Raw genomic sequence first — 26,466 nt, 5'->3', positions numbered from 1 at the left:
TGAAAAATGGCAAAAGAGAAATTTGAGCGGACCAAGCCGCACGTGAACGTCGGCACCATCGGTCACGTGGACCACGGCAAGACGACACTGACGGCGGCGATCACCACCGTGCTGTCGGCCAAGTTCGGCGGTGCAGCCAAGGCCTACGACCAGATCGACGCGGCTCCGGAAGAAAAGGCCCGCGGCATCACCATCAACACCGCCCACGTGGAATACGAAACGGCCAACCGCCACTACGCCCACGTTGATTGCCCCGGCCACGCCGACTACGTCAAGAACATGATCACCGGTGCCGCCCAGATGGACGGCGCCATCCTGGTGTGCTCGGCCGCTGACGGCCCCATGCCCCAGACCCGCGAGCACATCCTGCTGGCCCGTCAGGTGGGCGTGCCTTACATCATCGTGTTCCTGAACAAGTGCGACATGGTCGACGACGCCGAGCTGCTCGAACTCGTTGAAATGGAAGTGCGCGAACTGCTGGACAAGTACGAATTCCCCGGCGACGCCACCCCCATCATCCACGGCTCGGCCAAGCTCGCCCTCGAAGGCGACAAGGGCCCTCTGGGCGAAGAAGCCATCATGAAGCTGGCCGATGCGCTGGACACCTACATCCCCACGCCTGACCGTGCGGTGGACGGTGCCTTCCTGATGCCCGTGGAAGACGTGTTCTCCATCTCCGGCCGCGGCACCGTCGTGACCGGTCGTATCGAGCGCGGCATCGTCAAGGTCGGCGAAGAAATCGAGATCGTCGGTATCAGCGACACCCAGAAGACCACCTGCACCGGCGTGGAAATGTTCCGCAAGCTGCTGGACCAGGGCCAGGCTGGCGACAACGTCGGTATCCTGCTGCGCGGCACCAAGCGCGAAGACGTGCAGCGCGGCCAGGTGCTGTGCAAGCCCGGCTCCATCAAGCCGCACACGCACTTCACCGGCGAGATCTACGTGCTGTCCAAGGATGAAGGTGGCCGTCACACGCCGTTCTTCAACAACTACCGTCCGCAGTTCTACTTCCGCACCACCGACGTGACCGGCTCGATCGAGCTGCCCGAAGGCAAGGAAATGGTCATGCCCGGTGACAACGTGTCGATCACCGTGAAGTTGATCGCCCCGATCGCCATGGAAGAAGGCCTGCGCTTCGCCATCCGCGAAGGTGGCCGTACCGTTGGTGCCGGTGTGGTTGCCAAGATTCTTGCGTAAGTTCAACGCCCGTTAGGGCATAGCCAGTAGGGGTATAGCTCAATTGGCAGAGCGTCGGTCTCCAAAACCGAAGGTTGTAGGTTCGATTCCTACTGCCCCTGCCACAAAACAGGTAAGCATCGGAACCTGAATCCGCTCTGTTTTCGTGGTTTACAAGCCCGCCGAAGTCGTCAAGACCTCTGGTGGGCTTGCGTGTCTCAAGCTTCGGGCTTCGATGTCACGCGTTTTTGTTACGAATCGTCTGGAACCCCATGGCCTCTTCCGAAGTTCAAACCGTCAACACCAGCGCCGACAAGGCCAAGCTGGCGGTCGCTGTTGTGCTGCTGCTGGGGGCGTTCGTCGCGTTTTACCTGCTTTCGGGCCAGGGAGCGCTGGCGCAATGGGGTGCGCTGATTGCGTGCCTGGTGGCTGCTGTGGTGGTTTTTGGTGTTTCCGAGTCAGGCAAGCGGCTCGTGGCCTTCGGGCGCGATTCGTGGCGTGAAGCCAAGAAGGTGGTCTGGCCTGCGCGCAAGGAAGCGATCCAGATGACAGCCTACGTGTTTGCATTCGTGTTTGTGATGGCGCTCTTTCTGTGGCTGACCGACAAGACCCTGGAATGGTTGTTTTACGACCTGATCCTGGGCTGGAGAAAATAATGACCGATCAACACAGTCCCGTGACGGATGGCGTGGCCGCCGAGGGCATGCGCTGGTATGTGGTGCACGCCTATTCCGGCATGGAAAAGGCGGCTGAGCGCAACATCATCGAGCGCATCAACCGTGAAGGCATGCAGGACAAGTTCGGCCGCATTCTGGTGCCCACCGAAGAAGTGGTGGAGGTCAAGAACGGCCAGAAACGCACCACCGAACGCAAGTTTTTCCCTGGCTATGTGCTGGTGGAAATGGTGATGGACGATGAAACCTGGCACCTAGTGAAGCACACCAACAAGGTCACCGGTTTTGTCGGTGGCGCCAAGAACCGCCCGGCCCCGATTTCCGAAGAAGACGTCCAGAAGATCGTCAACCAGATGCAGGAAGGCACCGACAAGCCCCGCCACAAGGTGGAGTTTGTCGTCGGAGAATACGTGCGCGTCAAGGAAGGCCCGTTCACGGACTTCAACGGCACGGTCGAAGAAGTCAATTACGAGAAGAACAAGATGCGCGTGTCGGTGACCATTTTCGGTCGCGCCACGCCAGTCGAGCTCGAATTCAGCCAGGTCGAAAAGACCTGAAGTTTCCGCGGCACAGGTGGGTCGGCCCGACGCCTGTGCCATTTGTTTTTTCCGGGTCCCCCACCGCGAGGAGGTTGTCATGTTGGCAGCCGTCTGCACTCGCAGGAGCTAAAAAATGGCGAAAAAAATCGTCGGCTTCATCAAGCTGCAAGTGCCAGCTGGTAAGGCCAACCCCTCCCCACCGATCGGCCCGGCCCTGGGCCAGCGCGGCCTCAACATCATGGAGTTCTGCAAGGCGTTCAACGCCCAGACCCAGGGTCTTGAGCCCGGCATGCCGATCCCGGTGACCATCACCGCGTTTGCGGACAAGAGCTTCACCTTCAAGATGGGCACGCCTCCGGCGACCTACATGATCAAGAAGGCCATCAAGCTCGACAAGGGTTCTTCGGTACCCAACAAGAACAAGGTCGGCAAGATCACGCGCGCTCAGCTCGAAGAGATCGTGAAGACCAAGATGAAAGACATGACCGCTGCCGACGTGGACGCCGCCGTGCGCACCATCGCCGGTTCGGCCCGCTCGATGGGCGTGATTGTGGAGGGCGTGTAAATGTCCAAGCTGACCAAAAAGCAAAAGGCCTTCGCCGGCAAAGTGGACGCCAACAAGCTCTACGCGCTGACCGACGCCCTGGCCATCATCAAAGAGTGTGCCAACGCCAAGTTTGACGAATCCATCGACGTGGCGATCCAGCTCGGCGTGGACGCCAAGAAATCCGACCAGGTGGTGCGTGGCGCCGTCGTGATGCCCAACGGCACCGGCAAGACCAAGCGCGTGGCCGTGTTCGCCCAGGGCGCCAAGGCCGAAGAAGCCAAGGCCGCCGGTGCCGACATCGTCGGCATGGACGACCTGGCGGCTGACGTCAAGGCAGGCAAGATGGACTTCGACGTCGTCATCGCTTCGCCCGACGCCATGCGTGTGGTCGGTACCCTGGGTCAAATCCTGGGTCCGCGCGGCCTGATGCCCAACCCCAAGGTGGGTACCGTGACGCCCGACGTGGCGCAAGCGGTGCGCAACGCCAAGGCCGGTCAGGTGCAGTTCCGCGTTGACAAGGCTGGCATCGTGCACGGCACGATCGGTCGCCGTTCGTTTGAAGCCGACAAACTCCAGGGCAACCTGGTGGCCCTGCTCGACGCCCTGACCAAGGCCAAGCCCGCCACCAGCAAAGGTGTTTACCTGCGCAAAGTGGCCGTGTCTTCGACCATGGGTGTGGGCGTTCGCGTCGACATGCAATCCATCGCGGCCTGATCGCGAGAAGAATTCGGGCCACTCCGGTGGCCCGGGTGTGGTGGGTCCGGGGGTTGACAACACCGTCAGCCCACGGGGCCATCCAAGACCGTTGGTGTCGGGGCGTGTTCGCGAGAACACCGACCGACTTAATTGTGACAAGCCAACGCAGATGGCGATCCCGCTGCAGATGGATTGAGTTCCTGAAACAGTTGGTCGCTGCAATGAGGCGTGCCGGAGGCCTTTGGGCCGAGGGCACATTTAAGGAGTAGACCTTGAGTCTGAATCGCAGTGAGAAAGAAGCGGTCATTTCCGAAGTGACCAGCCTCGCCGCAAAAGCTCAAACGCTCGTGATGGCGGAATACCGTGGCATCACGGTCGCGAACATGGACAAATTGCGCGTCAATGCCCGCAACAGCGGTGTGAGCCTGAGCGTGTTGAAAAACACCCTGGCCCGCCGTGCGGTGGCTGGCAGCAGTTTTGAAGTGGTCGCCGACCAGATGACCGGTCCGCTGATCTATGGCTTCTCCGAAGACGCCGTGGCCGCCGCGAAAGTGGTGGCCGAATTCGCAAAAACCAACGACAAGTTGGTGATTCGCGCAGGCGTCTACGGTGGCAAAGTCCTGGACATCGAGGGCGTCAAGCAGCTCGCCAGCATCCCTTCCAAGGAAGTTTTGCTGGCCCAGCTGTGTGGCTTGCTGATGTCGCCCATGTCGCGTACGGCCGTTGTGCTGGGCGCGTTGGCGGCGAAAAAAGGCGAAGGCGCTGCCGCTCCGGCAGAAGCAGCTGCAGAACCCGCAGCTGAACCCGCCGCACCGGCAGAAGACGCTGCCGCCGCCTGAAGGCGTGGCAGATTCGTTTAACCAATTGTTAGGAAATCAAAATGGCATTCGATAAAGACGCATTTTTGACCGCGCTGGACAGCATGACGGTCATGGAACTCAACGACCTGGTGAAAGCCATCGAAGAGAAGTTTGGTGTGAGCGCTGCCGCCATGGCCGCTCCTGCCGCTGGTGGTGGCGGTGCCGCTGCTGCTGCTGAAGAGAAGACCGAATTCAACGTCGTGCTGCTCGAAGCCGGCGCCAACAAGGTCTCCGTCATCAAGGCCGTGCGCGAAATCACCGGTCTGGGCCTGAAAGAAGCCAAGGACCTGGTCGACGGCGCTCCGAAGAACGTGAAAGAAGCTGTTGCCAAGGCCGACGCCGAAGCCGCAGTGAAGAAGCTGGTGGATGCCGGCGCCAAGGCCGAGCTGAAGTAATTCACTCGCCAGGCCAGGGCTGGAGTGCTCGAAAGAGCCTCCAGCCTTTGGTGCTTTCTGAGCCGCCAGTGCCGATGGCACTTTTGCAGTGTTTCAAACCCACTGCAGCGCCCATGCACTGGTGCCGTGTTTTAAATAACACTGATAAGCAAACTTTTCCGAGTTTGTTTATCAGTGTTTTCTGACCCCGACTGCAGAAAACGACTTGGTTCGGGCCTGTGTGCAATGCACAGGCCGTCCGCCAATGGTTGGTAGAGGCCAGCCACCAAGCAAGTCACCAGGAGTCCATCCCTGGTAGGCAGACAGTCGCCGCAGACCTCAAGCCCGGAGATCTCATGGCCACAGCATCGAATTATTCATACACCGAACGCAAACGCATCCGAAAGAGTTTTGGCACCCGCGAAACCGTCATCGCGATTCCTTACCTCTTGCAGATGCAAAAGGACGCGTACACCGCGTTCCTGCAAGCCGATTCGGCTCCCAAAAAGCGCACCAACGAGGGCCTTCAGGCTGCGTTTGAGGCCGCCTTCCCCATCGTCTCGCACAACGGCTTTGTGGAGATGAAGTTCGTCGAGTACAACCTGGCCAAGCCCGCTTTCGACGTGCGCGAATGCCAGACCCGTGGTCTGACCTTTGCTTCGGCCGTGCGGGCTCGCGTGCAGCTCATCATTTACGACCGTGAGTCCTCGACCAGCCAGTCCAAGGTCATCAAGGAAGTCAAGGAGCAAGAGGTCTACATGGGCGAAGTGCCCCTGATGACCGACAAGGGTTCCTTCATCATCAACGGCACCGAGCGTGTCATCGTGTCGCAGTTGCACCGTTCACCCGGTGTGTTCTTCGAACACGACAAGGGCAAGACCCACAGCTCGGGCAAGCTGTTGTTCTCGGCCCGCATCATTCCTTACCGCGGTTCGTGGCTCGACTTCGAATTCGATCCGAAGGACGTGCTGTTCTTCCGCGTCGACCGCCGTCGCAAGATGCCGGTCACCATCCTGCTCAAGGCCATCGGTCTGACGCCGGAAACCATCCTGGCCAACTTCTTCGTCAACGACCACTTCCGCCTGATGGACAGCGGCGCCCAGATGGCCTTCGTGCCCGAGCGCCTGCGTGGCGAGGTGGCCCGTTTTGACATCACCGACAAGTCGGGCAAGGTCGTGGTCGCCAAGGACAAGCGCATCACCGTGCGCCACACCCGCGAAATGGAACAGTCCGGCACCACGCACATCAGCGTGCCCGAAGACTTCATGATCGGCCGCGTGGTTGCGCGCAACATCGTGGACGCCGACACCGGCGAGATCATCGCCAAGGCCAACGATGAGTTGACTGAAGTGCTGCTGAAGAAACTGCGCACCTCGGGCGTGCAGGACCTGCAGTGCCTCTACACCAACGAACTCGACCAGGGCGCTTACATCAGCCAGACCCTGCGCAGCGACGAAACCGCTGACGAGTTCGCCGCCCGTGTCGCCATCTACCGCATGATGCGCCCCGGCGAACCGCCGACCGAAGACGCGGTGCAGGCCCTGTTCCACCGCCTGTTCTACAACCCGGACACGTACGACCTGTCGCGCGTGGGCCGCATGAAGTTCAACGCCCGCGTGGGCCGCGACGAATCCACCGGCGCCATGGTGCTGTCCAACGAAGACATCCTGGCCGTGGTCAAGATCCTCGTGGACCTGCGCAATGGCCGGGGCGAAGTGGATGACATCGACCACCTGGGTAACCGCCGTGTGCGCTGCGTCGGCGAACTCGCCGAGAACCAGTACCGCACCGGTCTGGCGCGCATCGAAAAGGCCGTGAAAGAGCGTCTGGGCCAGGCCGAGCAAGAGCCGCTGATGCCGCACGACCTGATCAACTCCAAGCCGATTTCCGCGGCCCTGAAGGAGTTCTTCGGCGCGTCGCAGCTGTCGCAGTTCATGGACCAGACCAACCCGCTGGCCGAGATCACCCACAAGCGCCGCGTGTCGGCCCTTGGCCCGGGTGGTCTGACCCGCGAACGTGCCGGCTTCGAAGTGCGCGACGTGCACGTGACCCACTACGGTCGCGTCTGCCCGATTGAAACGCCTGAAGGTCCAAACATCGGCCTGATCAACTCACTGGCCCTGTACGCGCGCCTGAACGAATACGGCTTCATCGAAACACCGTACCGTCGCGTGATCGATGGCCAGGTGACGAACCAGATCGACTACCTGTCGGCCATTGAAGAAGGCAAGTACGTCATCGCCCAGGCCAATGCCACGCTGGACGCCGAAGGCCGCCTGACCGGCGACCTGATTTCCGCGCGTGAAAAGGGTGAATCCATCCTGACCTCGGCCGACACCATCCAGTACATGGACGTGTCGCCGGCGCAGATCGTGTCGGTGGCCGCCTCACTGGTTCCTTTCCTGGAGCACGATGACGCGAACCGCGCGCTGATGGGCGCCAACATGTCGCGCCAGGCCGTGCCTGTGCTGCGTCCCGAGAAGCCGCTGGTCGGCACCGGCATCGAGCGCGTCGCCGCGATCGACTCCGGCACCGTGGTCACCGCCAAGCGCGGCGGCGTGGTCGACTACGTGGACGCGACCCGCATCGTGATCCGCGTGAACGACGCCGAAGCCGTGGCCGGTGAAGTCGGTGTGGACATCTACAACCTGATCAAGTACCAGCGTTCCAACCAGAACACCAACATCCACCAGCGCCCGATCGTCAAGAAGGGCGATCTGCTGGGCAAGGGTGACGTGATCGCCGACGGCGCTTCGACCGACCTGGGTGAAATCTCGATCGGCCAGAACATGCTGATCGCCTTCATGCCCTGGAACGGCTACAACTTCGAGGACTCGATCCTGATCTCCGAGCGCGTGGTCGCCGAAGACCGCTACACCTCGATCCACATCGAGGAACTGGTGGTCATGGCGCGCGACACCAAGCTGGGCGCGGAAGAAATCACCCGCGACATCCCCAACCTGGCCGAGCAGCAGCTCAACCGCCTGGACGACTCCGGCATCATCTACGTCGGCGCCGAAGTGCTGCCCGGCGACGTGCTGGTGGGCAAGGTCACACCCAAGGGCGAGACCACGCTCACGCCTGAAGAAAAACTGCTGCGCGCCATCTTCGGCGAGAAGGCCAGCGACGTGAAAGACACCTCGCTGCGCGTGGACCAGGGCTCGCAAGGCACCGTGATCGACGTGCAGGTCTTCACCCGCGAAGGCATCACGCGCGACAAGCGCGCCCAGCAGATCATCGACGACGAGCTCAAGCGTTTCCGCCTGGACCTGAACGACCAGCTGCGCATCGTGGAAGCCGACGCCTTCGACCGTATCGAAAAGCTGCTGACCGGCAAGCTCGCCAACGGCGGCCCCAAGAAGCTGACCAAGGGCACGACCATCGACAAGGCCTACCTGGCCGACGTTGAGAAGTACCACTGGTTCGACATCCGTCCCGCCGACGATGATGTCGCCGCCCAGCTGGAGTCGATCAAGAACTCGATGGAGCAGACGCGTCACAGCTTCGACCTCGCGTTCGAAGAGAAACGCAAGAAGCTCACGCAGGGCGACGAGCTGCCCGCTGGCGTGTTGAAGATGGTCAAGGTCTACCTCGCCGTCAAGCGCCGCCTGCAGCCGGGTGACAAGATGGCCGGCCGCCACGGCAACAAGGGTGTGGTTTCCAAGATCGTTCCGGTCGAAGACATGCCCTACATGGCCGACGGCACGCCCGCCGACATCGTGCTGAACCCGCTGGGCGTGCCTTCGCGCATGAACGTGGGTCAGGTGCTGGAAGTCCACCTGGGCTGGGCCGGCAAGGGCATTGGCCAGCGCATCGGCGACATGCTGCAGCAGGAAGCCAAGGCTTCCGAAATGCGAGCGTTCCTCGAAACGGTCTACAACCACACCGGCAAGAAAGAGACCCTGTCCGAGCTCAGCGACGCTGACGTGATGGAGATGGCCGAAAACCTGACGAACGGCGTACCGTTTGCCACGCCGGTGTTCGATGGTGCGTCGGAAGATGAAATCCGCGCCATGCTGAAGCTGGCGTACCCGGACGACATCGCCGCCAAGAAGGGCCTGACCGAAACCCGCACCCAGGCGCAGCTGTACGACGGCCGCACGGGTGACGCTTTCGAGCGCAAGACCACCGTGGGCTACATGCACTTCCTGAAGCTGCACCACTTGGTCGACGACAAGATGCACGCCCGTTCCACCGGCCCGTACTCCCTGGTCACGCAGCAACCGCTGGGCGGCAAGGCGCAGTTCGGTGGTCAGCGTTTCGGCGAGATGGAAGTGTGGGCACTCGAAGCCTACGGCGCTTCCTACATCCTGCAGGAAATGCTCACCGTCAAGTCCGACGACGTGCAGGGCCGCACCAAGGTGTACGAAAGCATCGTCAAGGGCGAGCACTCGATCGAAGCGGGCATGCCCGAGTCGTTCAACGTGCTGGTCAAGGAAATTCGTTCGCTCGGTATCGACATCGAACTCGAACGCTCCTAATTCGCCGGCAAGACAAGGATTGAACCCATGAAATCATTACTCGACCTGTTCAAGCAGTTCACGCCCGACGAGCATTTCGATGCCATCCGCATCGGCCTGGCTTCGCCGGAAAAAATCCGCTCGTGGTCTTTCGGCGAAGTCAAGAAGCCCGAGACCATCAACTACCGCACGTTCAAGCCCGAACGCGACGGCCTGTTCTGCGCCAAGATTTTTGGTCCCATCAAGGACTACGAATGCCTGTGCGGCAAGTACAAGCGCCTCAAGCACCGCGGCGTGATCTGCGAGAAGTGCGGCGTTGAAGTCACGCAGACCAAGGTGCGCCGCGAGCGCATGGGTCACATCGACCTGGCCGCGCCCTGCGCCCACATCTGGTTCCTGAAGTCGCTGCCTTCGCGTCTGGGCCTGATCCTGGACATGACGCTGCGCGACATCGAACGCGTGCTGTACTTCGAAGCCTATGTGATCGTCGATCCGGGCATGACGCCGCTGAAGAAATTCGCGATCATGACCGAGGACGACTACGACGCCAAGCGCAAGGAATTCGGCGACGAGTTCATTGCCAAGATGGGCGCCGAAGGTATCAAGGAGCTGCTGCAGGCCATCGACCTCGAGATCGAGATCGAAAAGCTGCGCAACGACCTGACCGGTTCCGAGCTCAAGATCAAGAAGAACGCCAAGCGCCTGAAGGTGCTGGAAGCCTTCAAGAAGTCCGGCATCAAACCCGAGTGGATGGTGCTGGACGTGCTGCCCGTGCTGCCGCCGGACCTGCGTCCGCTGGTGCCGCTGGACGGCGGCCGCTTCGCGACCTCTGACCTGAACGACCTGTACCGCCGCGTCATCAACCGCAACAGCCGTCTGCGCCGCCTGCTCGAACTCAAGGCCCCTGAAATCATTGCGCGCAACGAAAAGCGCATGCTGCAGGAAGCCGTGGACTCGCTGCTGGACAACGGTCGCCGTGGCAAGGCCATGACGGGCGCCAACAAGCGCGCTCTCAAGTCGCTGGCCGACATGATCAAGGGCAAGAGCGGCCGTTTCCGCCAGAACTTGCTGGGCAAGCGCGTGGACTACTCGGGCCGTTCGGTCATCGTGGTCGGTCCGACGCTCAAGCTGCACCAGTGCGGCCTGCCCAAGCTGATGGCGCTGGAGCTGTTCAAGCCTTTCATCTTCTCGCGTCTCGAAGCCATGGGCATCGCGACCACCATCAAGGCCGCGAAGAAGGAAGTCGAAGCCGGCACGCCGGTGGTGTGGGACATCCTGGAAGAGGTGATCAAAGAGCACCCGGTGATGCTGAACCGCGCACCCACGCTGCACCGCCTGGGTATCCAGGCTTTTGAACCCATCCTGATCGAAGGCAAGGCGATCCAGCTGCACCCCCTCGTTTGCGCGGCCTTCAACGCCGACTTCGATGGCGACCAGATGGCCGTTCACGTGCCGCTGTCGGTGGAAGCCCAGATCGAAGCCCGCACCCTGATGCTGGCCTCGAACAACATCCTGTTCCCGGCCAACGGCGAACCCTCCATCGTGCCGTCGCAAGACGTGGTGCTGGGTCTGTACTACGCGACCCGCGAGCGCATCAACGGCAAGGGCGAAGGCATGATCTTTGCCGACCTGCTGGAACTGCAGCGTGCGCTGGACAACGGCGTGGTCGAGATCACCGCCAAGATCAGCGTGCGTCTGCAGCAGTACACGCTGGACAAGGCCACGGGTGAATTCACGCCTTTCATCTCCCTGGTCGACACGACGGTTGGCCGCGCGCTGCTGTCCGAGATCCTGCCCAAGGGCCTGCCTTTCGAAGTGCTGAACAAGCCGCTGAAGAAGAAGGAAATCTCCAAGCTGATCAACGTGTCTTTCCGCAAGTGCGGTCTGAAAGAGACCGTGGTTTTCGCCGACAAGCTGTTGCAGAACGGTTTCCGACTGGCCACCCGCGCCGGTATCTCGATTGCCGTGGACGACATGCTGGTGCCGAAGGAAAAGCCGGCCATCATCGAACGCTCGGAAAAAGAGGTGAAGGAAATCGCCCAGCAATACGCTTCGGGTCTGGTGACCGCGGGCGAACGCTACAACAAGGTGGTGGACATCTGGGGCAAGGCCGGTGACGAGATCTCCAAGGTCATGATGGCCCAACTGGCCAAGCAGAAGACCACCGACCGCCACGGCAAGGAAGTGGACCAGGAGTCGTTCAACTCCATCTACATGATGGCCGACTCGGGTGCCCGCGGTAGCGCGGCCCAGATTCGCCAGCTGGCCGGCATGCGCGGCCTGATGGCCAAGCCCGACGGCTCCATCATCGAGACCCCCATCACGGCGAACTTCCGTGAAGGTCTGAACGTGTTGCAGTACTTCATCTCCACCCACGGCGCCCGAAAGGGCCTGGCCGACACGGCGCTGAAGACCGCGAACTCGGGTTACCTGACCCGCCGTCTGGTGGACGTGACGCAGGATCTGGTGGTCAACAGCCAGGACTGCGGTACGACCAACGGCACGGTGATGCGCGCCATCGTCGAAGGTGGTGAAGTGATCGAGTCGCTGCGCGACCGCATCCTGGGCCGCACCACCTGCGATGAGGTGATCCACCCGGAGACCCGCGCGGTCCTGTTGCCGGCCGGCACCCTGCTGGACGAAGACATGCTCGACGAGCTGGAAGCCGCTGGCGTGGACGAGGTCAAGGTGCGCACCGCACTGACCTGCGAAACCCGCTTCGGCATCTGCGCCAAGTGCTATGGCCGCGACCTGGGCCGCGGTGGCCTGGTGAACATCGGCGAAGCCGTCGGTGTGATCGCAGCCCAGTCGATTGGCGAACCCGGCACGCAGCTGACCATGCGCACCTTCCACATCGGTGGTGCGGCGTCGCGTGCGGCCGTGGCCTCCAGCGTGGAAGCCAAGTCCAGCGGTTCGATCGGTTTCAACGCCACCATGCGTTATGTGACCAACACCAAGGGCGAGCTGGTGGTGATTGCGCGTTCCGGCGAAATCATCATCCACGACGAAATCGGTCGCGAGCGCGAACGCCACAAGGTGCCCTACGGCGCCATCCTGGCGGTCAAGGCCGACCAGGCCATCAAGGCTGGCGCGATCCTGGCCAACTGGGACCCGCTGACCCGACCCATCATCACGGAATTCGCCGGTCAGGTGAAGTTCGAGAACGTGGAAGAGGGTCTGACGGTGGCCAAGCAGGTCAACGACGTGACCGGTCTGTCCTCGCTGGTGGTGATCGATCCGAAGCACCGCGGTTCGACCAAGGTGGTGCGCCCCCTGGTCAAGCTGCTCGATGCCCAGGGCAACGAAGTGAAGATCCCTGGCACCGACCACTCGGTGACGGTGGGCTTCCAGATCGGCGCGCTGCTGGAAGTGCGCGACGGTCAGGACGTCGGCCCCGGCCACGTGCTCGCCCGCATCCCGGTCGAAGGCCAGAAGACGCGCGACATCACCGGCGGTCTGCCGCGGGTGGCCGAGCTGTTCGAAGCCCGCAGCCCGAAGGACAAGGGCATGCTGGCCGAGATGACCGGTACCGTGTCGTTCGGCAAGGAGACCAAGGGCAAGGTTCGCCTGCAGATCACCGATCCGGAAGGCAAGATCTGGGACGAACTCATCCCCAAGGAAAAGAACATCCTGGTGCACGAAGGCCAGGTGGTCAACAAGGGCGAGAGCGTGGTGGACGGCCCGGCCGATCCGCAGGACATCCTGCGCCTGCTGGGCATCGAAGAGCTGTCGCGTTACATCGTGGACGAGGTGCAGGACGTGTACCGACTCCAGGGCGTGAAGATCAACGACAAGCACATCGAGGTGATCGTGCGCCAGATGCTGCGCCGCGTGATCGTCGACAGCGTGGGCGATTCGAACTACATCGCCGGTGAGCAGGTCGAGCGTTCGGAGATCCTCAACACCAACGACGCGCTGCGCGCCGAGGGCAAGCTGCCCGCGGTCTACAGCAACGTGCTGCTGGGTATCACCAAGGCCTCGCTGTCCACCGATTCCTTCATCTCGGCGGCTTCCTTCCAGGAAACCACCCGCGTGTTGACCGAAGCGGCCATCATGGGCAAGCGCGACGAACTGCGTGGCCTGAAGGAAAACGTGATCGTGGGTCGTCTGATCCCGGCCGGTACCGGCATGGCTTACCACGAGGCGCGCAAGGTCAAGGAAAAGATGGACGACGAAGAGCGTCGCGCCATCGCCGAAGCCGACGCCGTGTCGCTGGCGGCCGATCAGGCCGACGCTTCGAGTACCAACGAAGCGGCTGAATAAGCCACACGAACTGAACCCGGCTTCACCGCTGAGTTCCTGAACGCCCCCGGCCATCTGGCCGGGGGCGTTTTTACTTGTCTGCGGGTCGATGCTCCTGACAACGTGGACGGGCGCTGGGGTATATTGCCAGCGCCCAGGTGCCGGATCGAGGGCGTTTGTTTGATCACAGGAGTTCACACACCATGTCGGCTACTTTGTGGATTTTGCTGGCCGTTGGGCTGGCGTTGGTGTTCTGGGCCGTGGGCGCCTACAACCGCCTGGTGCGGCTGAAAAATGCCATCGCCAACGCTTTTGGCCAGATCGACGTGCAGTTGAAGCGTCGTTACGACCTGATCCCCAACCTGGTCGAAGTGGCGCGCAAATACCTGGCGCACGAAGCGCAGACGCTGGAAGCCGTGATCGCTGCGCGCAATCAGGCGCGCAGTGCCGAACAGAGCGCCGCCGCCAGCCCCCTGAATGCCGGCGCGCTCGGCGCGCTGGCCGGTGCCGAGCAACTGCTCGGTGGCGCGCTGGGCCGCCTGTTTGCGGTGGCCGAGGCTTACCCCGACCTCAAAGCCGACCAGACCATGCGGGAGCTCAGTGAAGAGCTCTCGAGCACCGAAAACCGCATTGGCTTCGCGCGCCAGGCCTACAACGACCATGTGCTCGAATTCAACGATGCGGCGGCCCAGTTCCCGACGCTGATCGTGGCGCGCCTGTTCAATTTTCCGACCCAGTCGATGCTGGAATCCACCAGCAACGAAACCGAGCGCCAGGCCGTGAAGGTCGCGTTCTGACGTGCTGATTTTCGAGTCGCAACGTGAGGCGCGCGGGCAGACCCGCAAGCTGCTGCTGGTCTTCGCGCTCACCGTGTTGCTGCTGGTGCTGGCGGTCAATGCCGCTCTGGCCCTGGCCTGGGGGCTGACCTGGAGCTTCTGGTTCCCGGGAGCGGGTTTCCCGCGACACTTCTTTGCAGTCAACACCGCCGTGGTGTTGCTGTTTGTGCTGGGCGGCTGGTGGGTGGAAACCTCACGCCTGGCCAGCGGTGGCGGTCAGCGTCTGGCCGAACAGATGGGCGCACGGCCCGCGCAGCCATCGGGCAACTTCGACGAGCAGCGTTTCTGCAACATCGTCGACGAGATGGCCATATCGTCGGGCATGAAGCGGCCGACCGCCATGGTGGTGGCGCGCGACCAGGGCATCAACGCCTTTGCCACCGGTTGGGATGAAGACGACGCTGTGGTTGCGGTCACCCGCGGTGCGCTCGAGTTCCTGACGCGCGAGGAGCTGCAGGGGCTGGTGGCCCACGAATTCAGCCACATCCGTGAAGGCGATACGCGCCTCAACATGCGGCTGATCGGCATGGTGTTCGGCCTGGAGATGCTCTACCGCATGGGCCAGCACCTGTTTGAACCCGATGTGCGGGGCCGGCGCATGGCCGCGGCCTTGCTGGGACTGGCCATCATGGCTGCCGGCTGGTTGGGCTGGGTGGCAGGGCACGCCTTGCAGGCGGCGGTGTCGCGCCAGCGCGAATACCTGGCCGACGCACGCGCTGTGCAGTGGACGCGCAGCCGCGATGGCCTCGGCGGTGTGCTGCGCAAGGTCAAGAGCCAGCGCCAGGCGGACTTTGCACCCCGCCAGATCGGCTCCACGGTGCAGCACATGCTGCTGGTGGGGAACGAGGTCGGTCAGGTGGCACACTGGCTCGATTCGCACCCCACGCTGGAGCAGCGCATCCGCCGCATCTATGGCCGCCACATGGGGGCGCTGTCCCTGGAGCGTGACCACGCGCTGGATGCCACAGCCACTGACCAAGCCGCGCCGACAGATCCTTCAGGACCTCAGGCTCCGGGCTGGACACTCAGCTGATGGCGAATATCTACCAGGACCCTCATTGACTTCCAACAGCTCCGCAGACCGCCCGGTGCCCAACGCGCCAACGCTGGCCACGCAACTGCGCTGGACCGCCCAGTGCGTGCTCGCGGTCGAACAGGGTCGCTCGCTCAGCGAGATGCTGCCGCAAGTGGCATCGGCGCTGCGACCGGGCGTGCAGGCGCTCACCTTCCAGACCCTGCGCCAGCTCGGCGCTGCGCGCGCACTCGGTCGGCTGCTGGCGCAGCGTGCGCCTGCCGCGCCGGTGCTGGCCTTGCTGCACAGCGCGCTGGCCGTGTTGCTGGGTGATGAAAACGGGCAGCACTACCAGCCCCACACCGTGGTGGATCAGGCGGTGGAGGCGGCCAAGCAGCAGCGCAGCACCAGCATGCAGGCGGGCTTTCTCAACGCCTGCCTGCGGCGGTTTCTGCGCGAACGCGAGGCCCTGTGCGCGCAACTGGTGGACGATCCGGTGGCACGCTGGAACCACCCGCTCTGGTGGGTGGAGCGGTTGCAGCGCGACCATCCCGAACACTGGACCGCGATCCTCCAGGCCAACAACGTGCCCGGACCGATGGCGCTGCGGGTCAACCGGCGCCGCGTCACGCGGGACGACTACCGCGCCCAGCTGGAGGCCGCCGGTCTGTCGGCCAGCCCGGTGGGCGATGACGGTCTGGTGCTGTCGGCAGCGCAGCCGGTGGAGCGCCTGCCCGGCTTCGTGCTAGGGCACGTTTCCGTGCAGGACGCAGCGGCCCAGATGGCCGCCAGCCTGCTGCTCGACGGCCGCGCCTGGAGCGCCGCCGACCGCGTGCTCGACGCCTGTGCCGCGCCCGGCGGCAAGACCGCGCACCTGCTCGAACGCGCCGATCTCGACCTGCTGGCGCTCGATGTGGATGCACAGCGCTGCACGCGCATCCACGACAATCTGCAACGCCTGGGCCTGAGCGCCGAGGTGCAGTGCGCCGACGCCGCCAACACCGCGGGCTGGTGGGATGGGCGTCCCTTTGACGCCATCCTGCTCGACGCGCCCTGCACCGCTTCGGGCATCGTGCGCCGCCACCCCGACGTGCGCTGGCTGCGCCGGGCCAGCGACGTGGCCCAACTCGTGGCTGTGCAGCGGCAGTTGCTGGAGCGGCTGTGGCCGCTGCTCAAGCCGGGTGGTCGCCTGCTGTATTGCACCTGCTCGGTGTTCCAGGCCGAAGGATCCGAACAGGTGAATGCGTTTCTGCTGCACCACACCGATGCCGTTCTGCAGCCTTCCCCTGGCCATTTGCTCCCCGGAACCGCCGCTGCCCATGGGGAGTTCAACGACAATGTGCCCGGTGGATACGACGGTTTCTTTTACGCACGCATCGACAAGGCCGGGCCTTGAGGGGGCCGTGCGCCGGGCGGCAACGCGTCTGTCGTTGCGATGGGTTCGTGCTTTGGTCTGGGTGTTCGCGCTGGCTTGCCTGGCGGGACCCGTCATGGCACGCGAGCCCGAAATCCAGTTCGTCAGCCTTCAGCGCAACACGGATGCGCTGACACTTTCCGTGCGACTGGGCTCGGTCGCCACGGCGGCGGTTGAAGATGCCCTGCTCAAGGGTGTGCCGATGTACTTCGTCTGGCAGGCCGACGTGTACCGCGACCGCTGGTACTGGGCCGACAAACGCGTGAGTTCGATGGTCCGGACCTTTCGGCTGGCCTACCAGCCACTGACCCGGCGCTGGCGTCTGAGTCAGGCCCACGATGGTGTGACGGGCTCGGGTGCGGCGGCACTGCAATATGCGCTGCACCAGAACTTCGAGAGCCTTGACGAGGTGCTGGCGGTCGTGGGCCGCGTTTCCAGCTGGGTCATTGCCGACGCAGCCCGGTTGGACGACGGTGCGCAGCACCGGGTCGAATGGCGGTTCAGCCTGGATCTTTCGCTGCTGCCGCGCCCGTTCCAGATCGGCATGGCCAACCAGTCCGACTGGAACATCGAGGTGGATGGGCGGCTCGATGTGCCCCATCAAGCCAAGGTCGATCCGCCTCCGGACATCGCCGTTGAGGTCAGGCCCGGCGAACCGGCGCGGTGAGGTGTGATGGCCCGCCGCTCTTCCTCCTCCGCCGCTGATTCATGAGCGAACACGTCCGATCTCCCGAGAAAAGACGCGCCTCCATGCGCTGGGCGGTGATCGTGGCCCTGGTGGTCATGACCGGTCTGGGCATGGTGCTGCTGTTCCTGCTCACCCTGGCCACACGCAACCGCGTGCTCTACGAGCAGAATTTTTCCTGGCTGTTCGGTGTCAATGTGACGGTGGCGACCTTGTTGTTCCTCGTCATCGTGTGGCTGGCGGTGCGGCTGGTCAGACGTCTGCGGCGTGGCAAGTTCGGGAGCCAGCTGCTCCTCAAGCTGGCCGCCATCATCGGGCTGGTCGGGGTGTTGCCCGGGCTGCTGATCTACACGGTGTCGTACCAGTTCGTTTCGCGGTCCATCGAAAGCTGGTTTGACGTGCGGGTGGAATCTGCGCTGACCGCAGGGCTGAACCTGGGTCGCACCACGCTGGACACCCTGAGTGCCGATCTCGGCGCCAAGACCCGCATGGCCGCGGAACAGCTGTCGCGGGTGCCCGACGCCTCGGCGGTGCTGGCACTGGAGCGGCTGCGCGAAAGCCTGTCGGCGAGCGATCTGGTGCTCTGGAGCGCTTCGGGGCAGGCGATCGCCAGCGCCGGCGCCTCGCGCTTCGACTTTTCGCCCGACCGTCCTGGCATGGCCCAGTTGCGCAGCGTTCGCGCGAACCGGGTGATGGTGCTGGTCGAAGGGCTTGATGAGGGTGGGGAAGAGCCGGCACAGGCCGGCTTGTTGGTGGCACAGGCACACATCAAGGTGCTGGCCCTCGTGGAGGCGGCCGGTTTTGGATTCAATGAAAACCCGCGCTACCTCCAGGTCGTGGTGCCCCTGCCGCGAGCGCTGGTCGCCGATGCCTTGGCCGTTCAGGTGGCCAACCGCGAATACCAGGAGCGCGCGCTGGGACGCCAGGGGCTGCAACGCATGTACATCGGCACGCTCACGCTGGCCCTTTTTCTGGCCATCTTCGGCGCCGTGTTGCTGGCGGTGTTGCTGGGCAATCACCTGGTGCGTCCCTTGCTGGTGCTCGCCGAAGGCATGCGCGAGGTCGCCCAGGGCAACCTCGCGCCCAAGGTTGAACTGACCTCGCGCGACGAGCTCGCGGGCCTGACCCGCACTTTCGCCCACATGACGCAGGACCTCGCCGATGCGCGCTCGGCGGTGCAGCACAGCATGGAGCAGGTGGACGCCGCCCGCGACAACCTGCAGACCATCCTCGACAACCTCACGGCCGGTGTGGTCGTGCTGGACGAGCGCGGCGGCGTGCTCAGTGTCAACCCGGGGGCGGCCCGCATCCTGCGCACCCCGCTGGGGCTGCATCTTGGGCAACCGCTGGCGGCCGTGGTTGGCCTGGAAAATTTTGCGGCGCAGGTGCTGCAGCAGTTCGAGCGCTTCCTGTCCGATGACACCCCGCACGAAGGCGGTCACTGGCAGCAATCGTTTGAACTCGGCGCGCACGACGCCACGGGCCAGCATGAAGGCATCACGTTGATCGCCCGCGGGGCCTTGCTGCCCAACAACGAGCGCTTGCTGGTGTTTGACGACGTGTCGGAGATGGTGTCCGCCCAGCGCGCGCGCGCCTGGGGCGAAGTGGCGCGGCGCCTGGCGCACGAGATCAAGAACCCGCTGACACCCATCCAGCTGTCCGCCGAGCGCCTGGCCATGAAACTGCAGGGCAAGGTTCAGCCGGCAGAGCAGGCCCTGCTGGACAAATCGGTCCGCACCATCGTCGATCAGGTCGACGCCATGAAGCACCTGGTCAACGAGTTCCGAGACTACGCGCGGCTGCCTGCAGCACAACTCACGCCCACCGACCTCAATGCCCTGGTGCGCGACATTCTGGTCCTGTATGACAGCTCGGCGGTGCCCGTGAAGACCGATCTGGACGATGACTGCCCCAGTGTGATGGCCGATCCGCAGCAACTGCGACAGATCCTGCACAACCTGGTGCAGAACGCGCAGGACGCCATGGCCGGGCAAGCCGGTGCCGAAGTACTGCTCCACACCCGGCGCTCAGGCTCGGGCCAGTGGGTGCGCCTGTCCGTGATCGATCAGGGTCCCGGATTCGCTGAAAACATCCTCAAGCGGGCGTTCGAACCCTATGTCACGACCAAGACCAAAGGCACCGGCTTGGGCCTGGCGGTGGTCAAGAAAATCATGGAAGAGCATGGCGGGCGCGTGGATATCAGCAACCGGTTGATCGATGGCAAAGTGGTGGGCGCCCAAGTGTCGTTATCATTCGCAGTTGCAAATTGACAACACGGACCGAGGGAAACATTTCACGCCATGGCAACTATTCTGGTCGTAGACGACGAACTGGGCATCCGGGATCTTCTCTCCGAGATCCTCAACGACGAAGGCCACACGGTCGAGCTGGCGGAAAACGCCGCTCAAGCCCGTGTTCTGCGCACGCAGATGCGCCCTGATCTGGTGTTGCTGGATATCTGGATGCCCGACACCGATGGCGTGACCTTGCTCAAGGAATGGGCCAGCGGTGGCATGCTCAACATGCCCGTGATCATGATGAGCGGACACGCCACCATCGATACCGCCGTGGAAGCCACACGCATCGGCGCCACCGCCTTCCTCGAAAAGCCCATCACCCTGCAGAAGCTGCTCAAAGCCGTGGACATGGGGCTGAACAAACCGGTGGCCAGGGTCGGTGCTGCGTTGCCCCTGAAAAATGGCGCGCTCGCGCCCGTGATGGAACTGACCGTGGAAGTGGCCATGACCGGTGGCAGCCAGCCCGATGTGGTGTTTGACATCGGTCCCCAGCCTTCGCAGGCCTTCAACCTGGAAGGGCCGCTGCGCGAGGCGCGCGACGAGTTCGAGAAGGCCTATTTCGAATACCACCTGGCCAAGGAGTCCGGCTCCATGACGCGGGTGGCTGAAAAGACGGGTCTGGAGCGCACCCACCTGTACCGCAAGCTCAAGCAGCTTGGCGTGGATCTCGCCCGCAGCAAGCGCAACGCCCTTTGAACGCAGCGTCTGCAAAGTGGGGTCGATAAGCTGCTACAATCTCGCTTCTGTTTGGCCCGGTAGCTCAGTTGGTAGAGCAGCGGATTGAAAATCCGCGTGTCGATGGTTCGATTCCGTCCCAGGCCACCAAGTTACTGTTTTGAGTCGTCCCAGGACGTCCCAGAAGATCCTAAAAGCCCTTGAGAATCAACGCTCAAGGGCTTTTTTCTTGTCCCAGGGGGTCTCGGGAAATTCCTTGAGTTCTTCCCCCTTGCGCAGTAACTTCCGCAGTAACCGGCCTGATCGCTGTTTCGGGCCAGAAAGTTACTGCAATGGCCCGCTACCTCATTCCCTCGGATGCCACCATCAAGGCCGTGCGCAGCGGCGATCCGCGCAAGCGGCTGACGGACGGTGATGGCCTGTACCTGCTGCTCTTCGTGAAAGGGGGCGCGCACGGCTGGCGCCTGGACTACACGTTCGAAGGGCGGCGCAAGACGCTCTCACTCGGTACCTATCCCTCCACGACCTTGGCGATTGCACGGCGCAAGGCCGATGCAGCGCGTGAGAAGGTGGCTGACGGCCAGGACCCAAGCCAGGAGCGCAAGGCGCAGCGTGTCGTGCACGCCAAGGCCATCGAGGCTGAGAAGCGGCAGCAACAAGGCCTGCCACCCATCAATTCGTTTGAAGAAGTGGGCCGCGAGTGGTTCGAGATCCGTCGTGGCGGCTGGGCGCAGGGCTATTCGGAGAAGGTCATCGCCCGGCTGGAGAACGACGTGTTTCCCTACGTCGGCAGCGCGCCGGTGACCGGTATCACACCGAGCCAGCTGCTGGAAGTGCTGCGGCGCATCGAGGCGCGAGGCGTGATCGAAACCGCCCACCGTGCGCTGGAGAGCTGCGGGCAGATCTTTCGCTACGCCATCGCCACGGGGCGCAGCACCATCAACCCGGCGCGTGATCTGAAAGACGCACTGCGCAGGCCAGAACCACAGCACTTCCCGGCCATCACCGACCCCAAGCGCTTCGGCGAACTGCTGCGCGCCTGCGACGCCTATGCCGCCACGCCGGTGGTCCGTGCGGCGCTGAAGCTGGCACCGATGCTGTTGCTGCGGCCTGGGGAACTGCGCTTTGCTGAGTGGCCCGAGATCGATCTGGACGCAGCGCTTTGGACCGTGCCTTCGGTGCGCATGAAGCGCGAGCAGCGCGAAAAGCAGCAGGGCGCGCCGCACCTGGTGCCGCTGCCCCGGCAGGCGGTGGCTGTGCTGCGCGACCTGCACCAACTGACCGGCCATGCCACGATGGTGTTTCGCGGTGAGCGGCACCACCACCGCCCCATGAGTGAGAACACCATCAATGCAGCCCTGCGTGCCATGGGCTTCCCGGCCGACGAGGTCACAGGCCACGGGTTCAGGGCGACCGCCAGGACCATGCTGCACGAGCGCCTGGGCTTCAGCCCAGACGTGATCGAGGCACAGCTGGCGCACTCGGTGCGGGACAGCCTGGGGCGGGCCTACAACCGGACGGAGTTCGTGGATCAGCGACGCGCAATGTTGCAGGCCTGGGCCGACTACCTGGACCAGCTGAGGCTCGGTGAAGTGGTGGCGAGGCGGAGTAAGGTGAAGCAGGCGGGACCAGAGCGCTTTCAACGCACCTGAGTGACTTCCCCTGTTTCACTTCGGTGTTTTGGTATTACCGGGCATTTTTCGTACTGTTTTCACATGCCTAGGCATTTTTGTTTGCATTTTGATTGTTCGAAAATCGCTTTTGTGTAACAGTGCTTCATATCGTTATGGAGTTGTCACTGGCTCTTGATATCGTTTTCACACTCTGGGTATCGGATTTACGTAACATGCATGTGGGTTTCAAGGCGCTGGAAGCGGCGCACGGACTTCGCCTTGTGCAACCCTTGCGGGTGGTGTCGAGCATTGGCACGACCCGTTTCAGCAAGCTCGCGCCCGAGCTGGACCAGAACCAGTACACCCCGGGATACCGCCCGGAGGACAGCTTTGCAGGCCACTTCGGGTTCGGCCTGAAGTACGAGGAAGTGCACCTGGAGTTCTTCGCCCGGCTGTTTGCCGCCACCGGTCCCGAGCCCATCGCCGCCTGGTGCCGGGAGGAACCTACGGGCAAGTACGCCCGCCGCGCGGGTTTCTTCTACGAATGGCTGACCGGGACGCGCCTGGACGTGCCCGACCTCACCAACGGCGCATACATCTCCGCCGTGGACGCCACGGTCTATCTGACGCGCACGCAGGCGCTGCGCGACAAACGCTGGCGGGTCGACAACAACCTGCCGGGCAACCGCAACTTCTGCCCGCTCGTGCGCAGGACGTCGGCGCTGCAAGAGGCGCTGGCATTCGATCCCGCTGCTGCGCTGGCTGAACTCGACAGCGAGTTTGGCGAAGACGTGTTGATGCGAGCCGCAGCATGGCTAACGCTGAAGGAGTCGCGGGCCAGCTTTCTCATTGAAAACGAAGCCGACAAGACCGACCGCATCAAGCGTTTCGCGCATGTCATCGGAGAGCATTGCGGCAAGATCGCTGACCCGATGTCTGACGCGAGCCTGCGAGTGCTGCAAGCGGGCATATTGGGTGAGGCGGCACTCAGCATGGGCCTTCGCCGCTCACCGGTGTTCGTGGGCCAGTCCAGCCTCCAGGGCGACATCGTCCACTACATCGCTCCCCATTTCGATGACGTTGCAGGCATGCGTGATGGACTTATCGAGTTCGAGCGTGCCACGCGAGGCCAGGAGGCGCTGGCGCGTGCAGCTGCCATCGCCTTCGGTTTCGTCTATGTGCACCCCATGAGCGACGGCAACGGACGCATCCACCGCTTCCTGATCAACGACACGCTGCAGCGCGACGGCGCGGTGCCCGATGGCATCATCCTTCCCGTGTCGGCGGGCATCACGAACACCCGCGAGTTCGGGCACGGCTACGACCGCACGCTGGAGTCTTTCTCTCGGCCTCTCATGCGGCGGTATGCCGAGGCCCACCGGTTCGGTTCGCTGATCACCTATGCCGATGGCGTGAAATCGAATCTCGTTTTTGATGACTATGCGGACGCCAACTTCGCGTGGCGCTACCCCGACCTCACCGAGCACGCGGTCTACACGGCCAGGCTGGTCGCGCACACGATCCGCAGCGAGATGGCGGAAGAGGCGAGGGTGCTGCTGAAATTCCAGCTCGCCCAGCGACGCATCAAGGACGTGATGGAGATGCCGGACCCGGATGCCGCCCGCCTCATCCGTTCGATCAAGGACAACAGTTGGCAGGTGTCGGGCAAGCTGGTGCGGGAGTATCCGCAGCTCGAAGACAGGCTGCTCGCGTTGCGTATGGTCGAGGCCGTGCAATCGGCCTTTGAAGGACGGGAGCCCGCGCCGATCATTGGGTAAGGGCGTTCACAGAGCTGGATTTCAGCCCGAATCCAGCACGCAACCCGCCCAAGTTGCCCCCTAGAGTGGTCGTCGTCACCCTCGACGATCCATCATGGGCTCGCTCACCAACTTCCTTGCCAATCGCAAGCCCCCTGGCATCAACCTTGACCAGTTGAACCTGTTCGAGGGCAGACCCGTGCCGACGGGCCTGGCGTTGATGGTGCCCATCGACCAGCTGGACGAAGACCCGGACAACCCGCGCAAGGCGTTTCCGCCGGAGGCCATCGAGGAGCTGGCGCAGGACATTGCCCAGCGCGGCATCCTGCAGCCCATCGTGGTCAGCGAACGGGAGGACAAGGGCCGCTACCTGATCCGCTTTGGCAGCCGGCGCTGGCGCGCAGCCATCCAGGCCGGGCTGACCACAGTGCCCGTGATCTTCGCAGTCGAGGCTCGCAATGCCTACGACCAGGTGGCCGAGAACCTGAAGCGACAGAACCTCTCCCCGCTCGAACTCGCGCAGTTCATCCGGCGACGGGTGGATGCCGGCGAATCCAACGCCGAAGTCGGCCGCCAGCTGGGCATGGACCTCACCACGGTGGCGCACCACCTAGCCTTGCTCAGCCTGCCACCCGTGCTCGACCAGGCACTGAGAAACGGGCGCTGCGAATCCCCGCGCACGCTCCACGAACTGAGCCGCCTGCATGAAGAGCAACCCGAGCAGGTGGCGGCCCTTGTCGCTGGCACGGAGCCCATCACCCGCGAGGCCGTGGCCAGCCTGCGTGATGCGGCTCGGATGGTGGCACCCGCTGCTGACAAGCCGACACCGACGACCCCTCGACCGGACAAGATGGCGCAGGCACTGGCCCGCGCCACCGGGCTCTGTGAGCGGCTGGATGCCGCACTGCTGCGGCTGAACCGGTCGGGAGGCATCGATGCCCTCCCCCACGATCAGGTGCTGGCATTGCGCCAGCGTGTCGCCGAGCTGGCCGCCAGGCTGGCACCGGAAACCAGACCCGTCAGTGCCGAGGCAGGCCATGGGAAAGCCTCAGCGTGACCGGGTGACCATCGATCTGCGTGGCCTGCGCGAGCCGCTGCAGACGCGCGCACTGGTGAACCAGATGACCCCGGCAGCCCTGGTGCGCCAGGCCGTGCTGGCCTACCTGGCCCCGAAGTCTGGCGATCAGAAGCCAGATCCGACACCCCTGAAATATGTGCGCGAGGAGCAGGTCGTCAAGGTCACGTTGCGCCTGCCTGCCGGACACGCCGCGTTAATGAACTTCCAGGCCCGCATCGCCAATGTCTCGCAGAGCATCTATGTGGCCGCCCTCATCGAAGGCGCTCCGGTGCCCAGGAACCACACCCAGGCCGTGGCCGCGCTGCAGGCCTCCACCAACCGGCTGGCCGTCATCAGCACCGATCTCAGCGCTTACCTGCGCATCTTGCACATGGTCAAGCCCGGGGCGTCGCAGGAGCTGGAACGCTTCCGGGCCGGCATGAAGACGCTGAACGAAGACATCCGGCGCCACCTGGACACGGCAGCACAGCTGGTGGCCGAGCTGCGGGCCACCAGGCGACCCCAATGACGACCGACCCCTCCATCGACGGCGTGCTGGTGCAATGGGGCGAGCGTCTGTTCTACCCGCCCAGCCGCATCGTCAAGCCGGACGCCACGCCGCGCCTGACCCCCCCGAACCGGCCCAGCGCGGCCGCGATCCGCCAACGCATCGCTGCCACCGTGGTGCGGCGGGCGCCGCAGGTGATGGTGAAGGTCACCGGGGGTGGCCGGGGCATGGGCGCCATCGCGGCGCACTTTCGCTACATCTGCAAGAACGGCCAGCTGCGCATCGAGGACGACCGGGGTGTCGTGCGCGAGGGCAAGGAGGCCATGCACGACCTGATCGAGCAATGGCGCGTCAGCGGGTCTCTGATCCCGGAGACCAGCCACCGGCGCGAGGCCTTCAACATCATGCTGTCGATGCCGCGTGGCACCGATGCGCAGACCGTGCTGAAGGCCGCACGCGGGTTCGCGAAGCGCGAACTGAGGGATCACCACTACGTGATGGTGCTGCACGAGCACCAGGCCAACCCACACGTGCACCTGAGCGTGAAGGCCGAGTCGAACGACGGCAAGCGACTGAACCCGCGCAAGACGGACCTGCACCGCTGGCGCGAGACCTTTGCGGAGAAGTTGCGGGAACTGGGTGTGGAGGCCGAGGCGACGCGGCAGGCCTCGCGCGGGGCGAACCGACGGGATGAACGCATCTGGCAGGTGAAGGCACGGCAGCAAGGGCGGTTGAGTCAGAGCGGCGAGCAGCTGGTCAAGTCAGGTGCAAATTACGAGCGCAGCCACTCCGGGGCATTCGAGGCCTGGGCGCACATCAAGAAGGCGCTGCAGGCATCCGATGTGCCGGGGGACCAGGAACTTGCAAAGCACATCGTGCGGTTCGTGAGCGAATCGGCGTACTTCAAGGAGGTCGCGCCACGACTGCAACGCGAGGCAGCGCGTCAGGACAAGCAACGAACCACCCCGGTGCAGTCGCGAGAGGTTGTGAAAACCAGGCCCTCTGTCGACATGGAGCGCTGAACGGGTTTGCTCGACCAGCATC

At 63.5% G+C, this 26,466-nt stretch carries 20 protein-coding genes and 2 tRNA genes; all 22 read left to right on the top strand.

Going from position 1 to position 26,466, the window contains the following annotated elements; genetic code table 11:
* Positions 1–6 precede the first annotated feature (6 nt).
* The 22 genes from tuf (at position 7) to AC0GNO_RS21430 (ending at position 26,444) form a co-directional block, all read left to right on the top strand.
* The gene (gene tuf, locus AC0GNO_RS21535) at positions 7–1,197 is read left to right on the top strand and encodes an elongation factor Tu (protein WP_472890024.1); all 1,191 of its coding nucleotides are present in this window, start codon (positions 7–9) and stop codon (positions 1,195–1,197) included.
* Between the two features lie 28 nt (positions 1,198–1,225).
* Positions 1,226–1,301, top strand: a tRNA-Trp gene (locus tag AC0GNO_RS21530).
* 147 nt (positions 1,302–1,448) lie between these two features.
* Positions 1,449–1,832: a preprotein translocase subunit SecE gene (gene secE / locus AC0GNO_RS21525; RefSeq protein ID WP_226463758.1), complete on the top strand. Its 384-nt coding sequence runs from the start codon at positions 1,449–1,451 to the stop codon at positions 1,830–1,832.
* Positions 1,832–2,407, top strand: coding sequence for a transcription termination/antitermination protein NusG (nusG, locus tag AC0GNO_RS21520; RefSeq protein ID WP_177132500.1), 576 nt, complete (start codon positions 1,832–1,834; stop codon positions 2,405–2,407). The genes secE and nusG overlap by 1 nt, the downstream gene beginning before the upstream one ends.
* A gap of 115 nt (positions 2,408–2,522) precedes the next feature.
* On the top strand, positions 2,523–2,954 hold the full coding sequence (gene rplK / locus AC0GNO_RS21515) for a 50S ribosomal protein L11 (RefSeq protein ID WP_305360000.1): 432 nt from the start codon (positions 2,523–2,525) through the stop codon (positions 2,952–2,954).
* Positions 2,955–3,650: a 50S ribosomal protein L1 gene (gene rplA / locus AC0GNO_RS21510; protein WP_305359999.1), complete on the top strand. Its 696-nt coding sequence runs from the start codon at positions 2,955–2,957 to the stop codon at positions 3,648–3,650.
* 254 nt (positions 3,651–3,904) lie between these two features.
* Positions 3,905–4,471: a 50S ribosomal protein L10 gene (gene rplJ / locus AC0GNO_RS21505; RefSeq protein ID WP_305359998.1), complete on the top strand. Its 567-nt coding sequence runs from the start codon at positions 3,905–3,907 to the stop codon at positions 4,469–4,471.
* Positions 4,472–4,512: 41 nt separating this feature from the next.
* Positions 4,513–4,887, top strand: a complete 375-nt coding sequence (gene rplL, locus AC0GNO_RS21500) for a 50S ribosomal protein L7/L12 (RefSeq protein WP_177132494.1) — start codon at positions 4,513–4,515, stop codon at positions 4,885–4,887.
* A 335-nt stretch (positions 4,888–5,222) separates the two neighbouring features.
* The gene (gene rpoB, locus AC0GNO_RS21495) at positions 5,223–9,347 is read left to right on the top strand and encodes a DNA-directed RNA polymerase subunit beta (RefSeq protein ID WP_472905448.1); all 4,125 of its coding nucleotides are present in this window, start codon (positions 5,223–5,225) and stop codon (positions 9,345–9,347) included.
* 27 nt (positions 9,348–9,374) lie between these two features.
* Positions 9,375–13,589: a DNA-directed RNA polymerase subunit beta' gene (rpoC, locus tag AC0GNO_RS21490; RefSeq protein ID WP_472905447.1), complete on the top strand. Its 4,215-nt coding sequence runs from the start codon at positions 9,375–9,377 to the stop codon at positions 13,587–13,589.
* Between the two features lie 182 nt (positions 13,590–13,771).
* Positions 13,772–14,365, top strand: a complete 594-nt coding sequence (locus tag AC0GNO_RS21485; protein ID WP_472890021.1) for a LemA family protein — start codon at positions 13,772–13,774, stop codon at positions 14,363–14,365.
* Position 14,366: 1 nt separating this feature from the next.
* Positions 14,367–15,437 carry a M48 family metalloprotease gene (locus AC0GNO_RS21480; RefSeq protein WP_472905446.1) on the top strand — a complete coding sequence of 357 codons (1,071 nt, stop codon included), beginning with the start codon at positions 14,367–14,369 and terminating at the stop codon, positions 15,435–15,437.
* A gap of 25 nt (positions 15,438–15,462) precedes the next feature.
* Positions 15,463–16,812: a 16S rRNA (cytosine(967)-C(5))-methyltransferase RsmB gene (gene rsmB / locus AC0GNO_RS21475; RefSeq protein ID WP_472905445.1), complete on the top strand. Its 1,350-nt coding sequence runs from the start codon at positions 15,463–15,465 to the stop codon at positions 16,810–16,812.
* 94 nt (positions 16,813–16,906) lie between these two features.
* Positions 16,907–17,497, top strand: a complete 591-nt coding sequence (locus AC0GNO_RS21470; RefSeq protein WP_472890018.1) for a DUF4390 domain-containing protein — start codon at positions 16,907–16,909, stop codon at positions 17,495–17,497.
* A gap of 41 nt (positions 17,498–17,538) precedes the next feature.
* Positions 17,539–19,785: a sensor histidine kinase gene (locus AC0GNO_RS21465; RefSeq protein WP_472905444.1), complete on the top strand. Its 2,247-nt coding sequence runs from the start codon at positions 17,539–17,541 to the stop codon at positions 19,783–19,785.
* 30 nt (positions 19,786–19,815) lie between these two features.
* Entirely contained in the window at positions 19,816–20,508 is a 693-nt protein-coding gene (locus AC0GNO_RS21460; protein WP_472890016.1) for a response regulator, read from the top strand.
* A 53-nt stretch (positions 20,509–20,561) separates the two neighbouring features.
* Positions 20,562–20,637, top strand: a tRNA-Phe gene (locus AC0GNO_RS21455).
* 182 nt (positions 20,638–20,819) lie between these two features.
* On the top strand, positions 20,820–22,139 hold the full coding sequence (locus AC0GNO_RS21450) for a tyrosine-type recombinase/integrase (RefSeq protein WP_472905443.1): 1,320 nt from the start codon (positions 20,820–20,822) through the stop codon (positions 22,137–22,139).
* A 134-nt stretch (positions 22,140–22,273) separates the two neighbouring features.
* Positions 22,274–23,878, top strand: coding sequence for a Fic family protein (locus AC0GNO_RS21445; protein ID WP_472905442.1), 1,605 nt, complete (start codon positions 22,274–22,276; stop codon positions 23,876–23,878).
* A gap of 94 nt (positions 23,879–23,972) precedes the next feature.
* Positions 23,973–24,914, top strand: coding sequence for a ParB/RepB/Spo0J family partition protein (locus tag AC0GNO_RS21440; RefSeq protein ID WP_472905441.1), 942 nt, complete (start codon positions 23,973–23,975; stop codon positions 24,912–24,914).
* Positions 24,895–25,443: a hypothetical protein gene (locus AC0GNO_RS21435; RefSeq protein WP_472905440.1), complete on the top strand. Its 549-nt coding sequence runs from the start codon at positions 24,895–24,897 to the stop codon at positions 25,441–25,443. Before AC0GNO_RS21440 ends, AC0GNO_RS21435 begins: the two co-directional genes overlap by 20 nt.
* The gene (locus AC0GNO_RS21430; protein WP_472905439.1) at positions 25,440–26,444 is read left to right on the top strand and encodes a relaxase/mobilization nuclease domain-containing protein; all 1,005 of its coding nucleotides are present in this window, start codon (positions 25,440–25,442) and stop codon (positions 26,442–26,444) included. The genes AC0GNO_RS21435 and AC0GNO_RS21430 overlap by 4 nt, the downstream gene beginning before the upstream one ends.
* The last annotated feature ends 22 nt before the right edge of the window (positions 26,445–26,466 follow it).

The organism is Hydrogenophaga sp. L310 (assembly GCF_055703065.1).
This window is presented reverse-complemented; position numbering and strand designations above follow the sequence as displayed.

Coding starts and splice junctions, on each gene's coding strand:
- tuf (WP_472890024.1), top strand. CDS start 7: ATGGCAAAAGAGAAATTTGAGCGGACCAAGCCGCACGTGAACGTCGGC.
- secE (WP_226463758.1), top strand. CDS start 1,449: ATGGCCTCTTCCGAAGTTCAAACCGTCAACACCAGCGCCGACAAGGCC.
- nusG (WP_177132500.1), top strand. CDS start 1,832: ATGACCGATCAACACAGTCCCGTGACGGATGGCGTGGCCGCCGAGGGC.
- rplK (WP_305360000.1), top strand. CDS start 2,523: ATGGCGAAAAAAATCGTCGGCTTCATCAAGCTGCAAGTGCCAGCTGGT.
- rplA (WP_305359999.1), top strand. CDS start 2,955: ATGTCCAAGCTGACCAAAAAGCAAAAGGCCTTCGCCGGCAAAGTGGAC.
- rplL (WP_177132494.1), top strand. CDS start 4,513: ATGGCATTCGATAAAGACGCATTTTTGACCGCGCTGGACAGCATGACG.
- rpoB (WP_472905448.1), top strand. CDS start 5,223: ATGGCCACAGCATCGAATTATTCATACACCGAACGCAAACGCATCCGA.
- rpoC (WP_472905447.1), top strand. CDS start 9,375: ATGAAATCATTACTCGACCTGTTCAAGCAGTTCACGCCCGACGAGCAT.
- AC0GNO_RS21485 (WP_472890021.1), top strand. CDS start 13,772: ATGTCGGCTACTTTGTGGATTTTGCTGGCCGTTGGGCTGGCGTTGGTG.
- AC0GNO_RS21470 (WP_472890018.1), top strand. CDS start 16,907: ATGGCACGCGAGCCCGAAATCCAGTTCGTCAGCCTTCAGCGCAACACG.
- AC0GNO_RS21465 (WP_472905444.1), top strand. CDS start 17,539: ATGAGCGAACACGTCCGATCTCCCGAGAAAAGACGCGCCTCCATGCGC.
- AC0GNO_RS21460 (WP_472890016.1), top strand. CDS start 19,816: ATGGCAACTATTCTGGTCGTAGACGACGAACTGGGCATCCGGGATCTT.
- AC0GNO_RS21450 (WP_472905443.1), top strand. CDS start 20,820: ATGGCCCGCTACCTCATTCCCTCGGATGCCACCATCAAGGCCGTGCGC.
- AC0GNO_RS21445 (WP_472905442.1), top strand. CDS start 22,274: ATGGAGTTGTCACTGGCTCTTGATATCGTTTTCACACTCTGGGTATCG.
- AC0GNO_RS21440 (WP_472905441.1), top strand. CDS start 23,973: ATGGGCTCGCTCACCAACTTCCTTGCCAATCGCAAGCCCCCTGGCATC.
- AC0GNO_RS21435 (WP_472905440.1), top strand. CDS start 24,895: ATGGGAAAGCCTCAGCGTGACCGGGTGACCATCGATCTGCGTGGCCTG.
- AC0GNO_RS21430 (WP_472905439.1), top strand. CDS start 25,440: ATGACGACCGACCCCTCCATCGACGGCGTGCTGGTGCAATGGGGCGAG.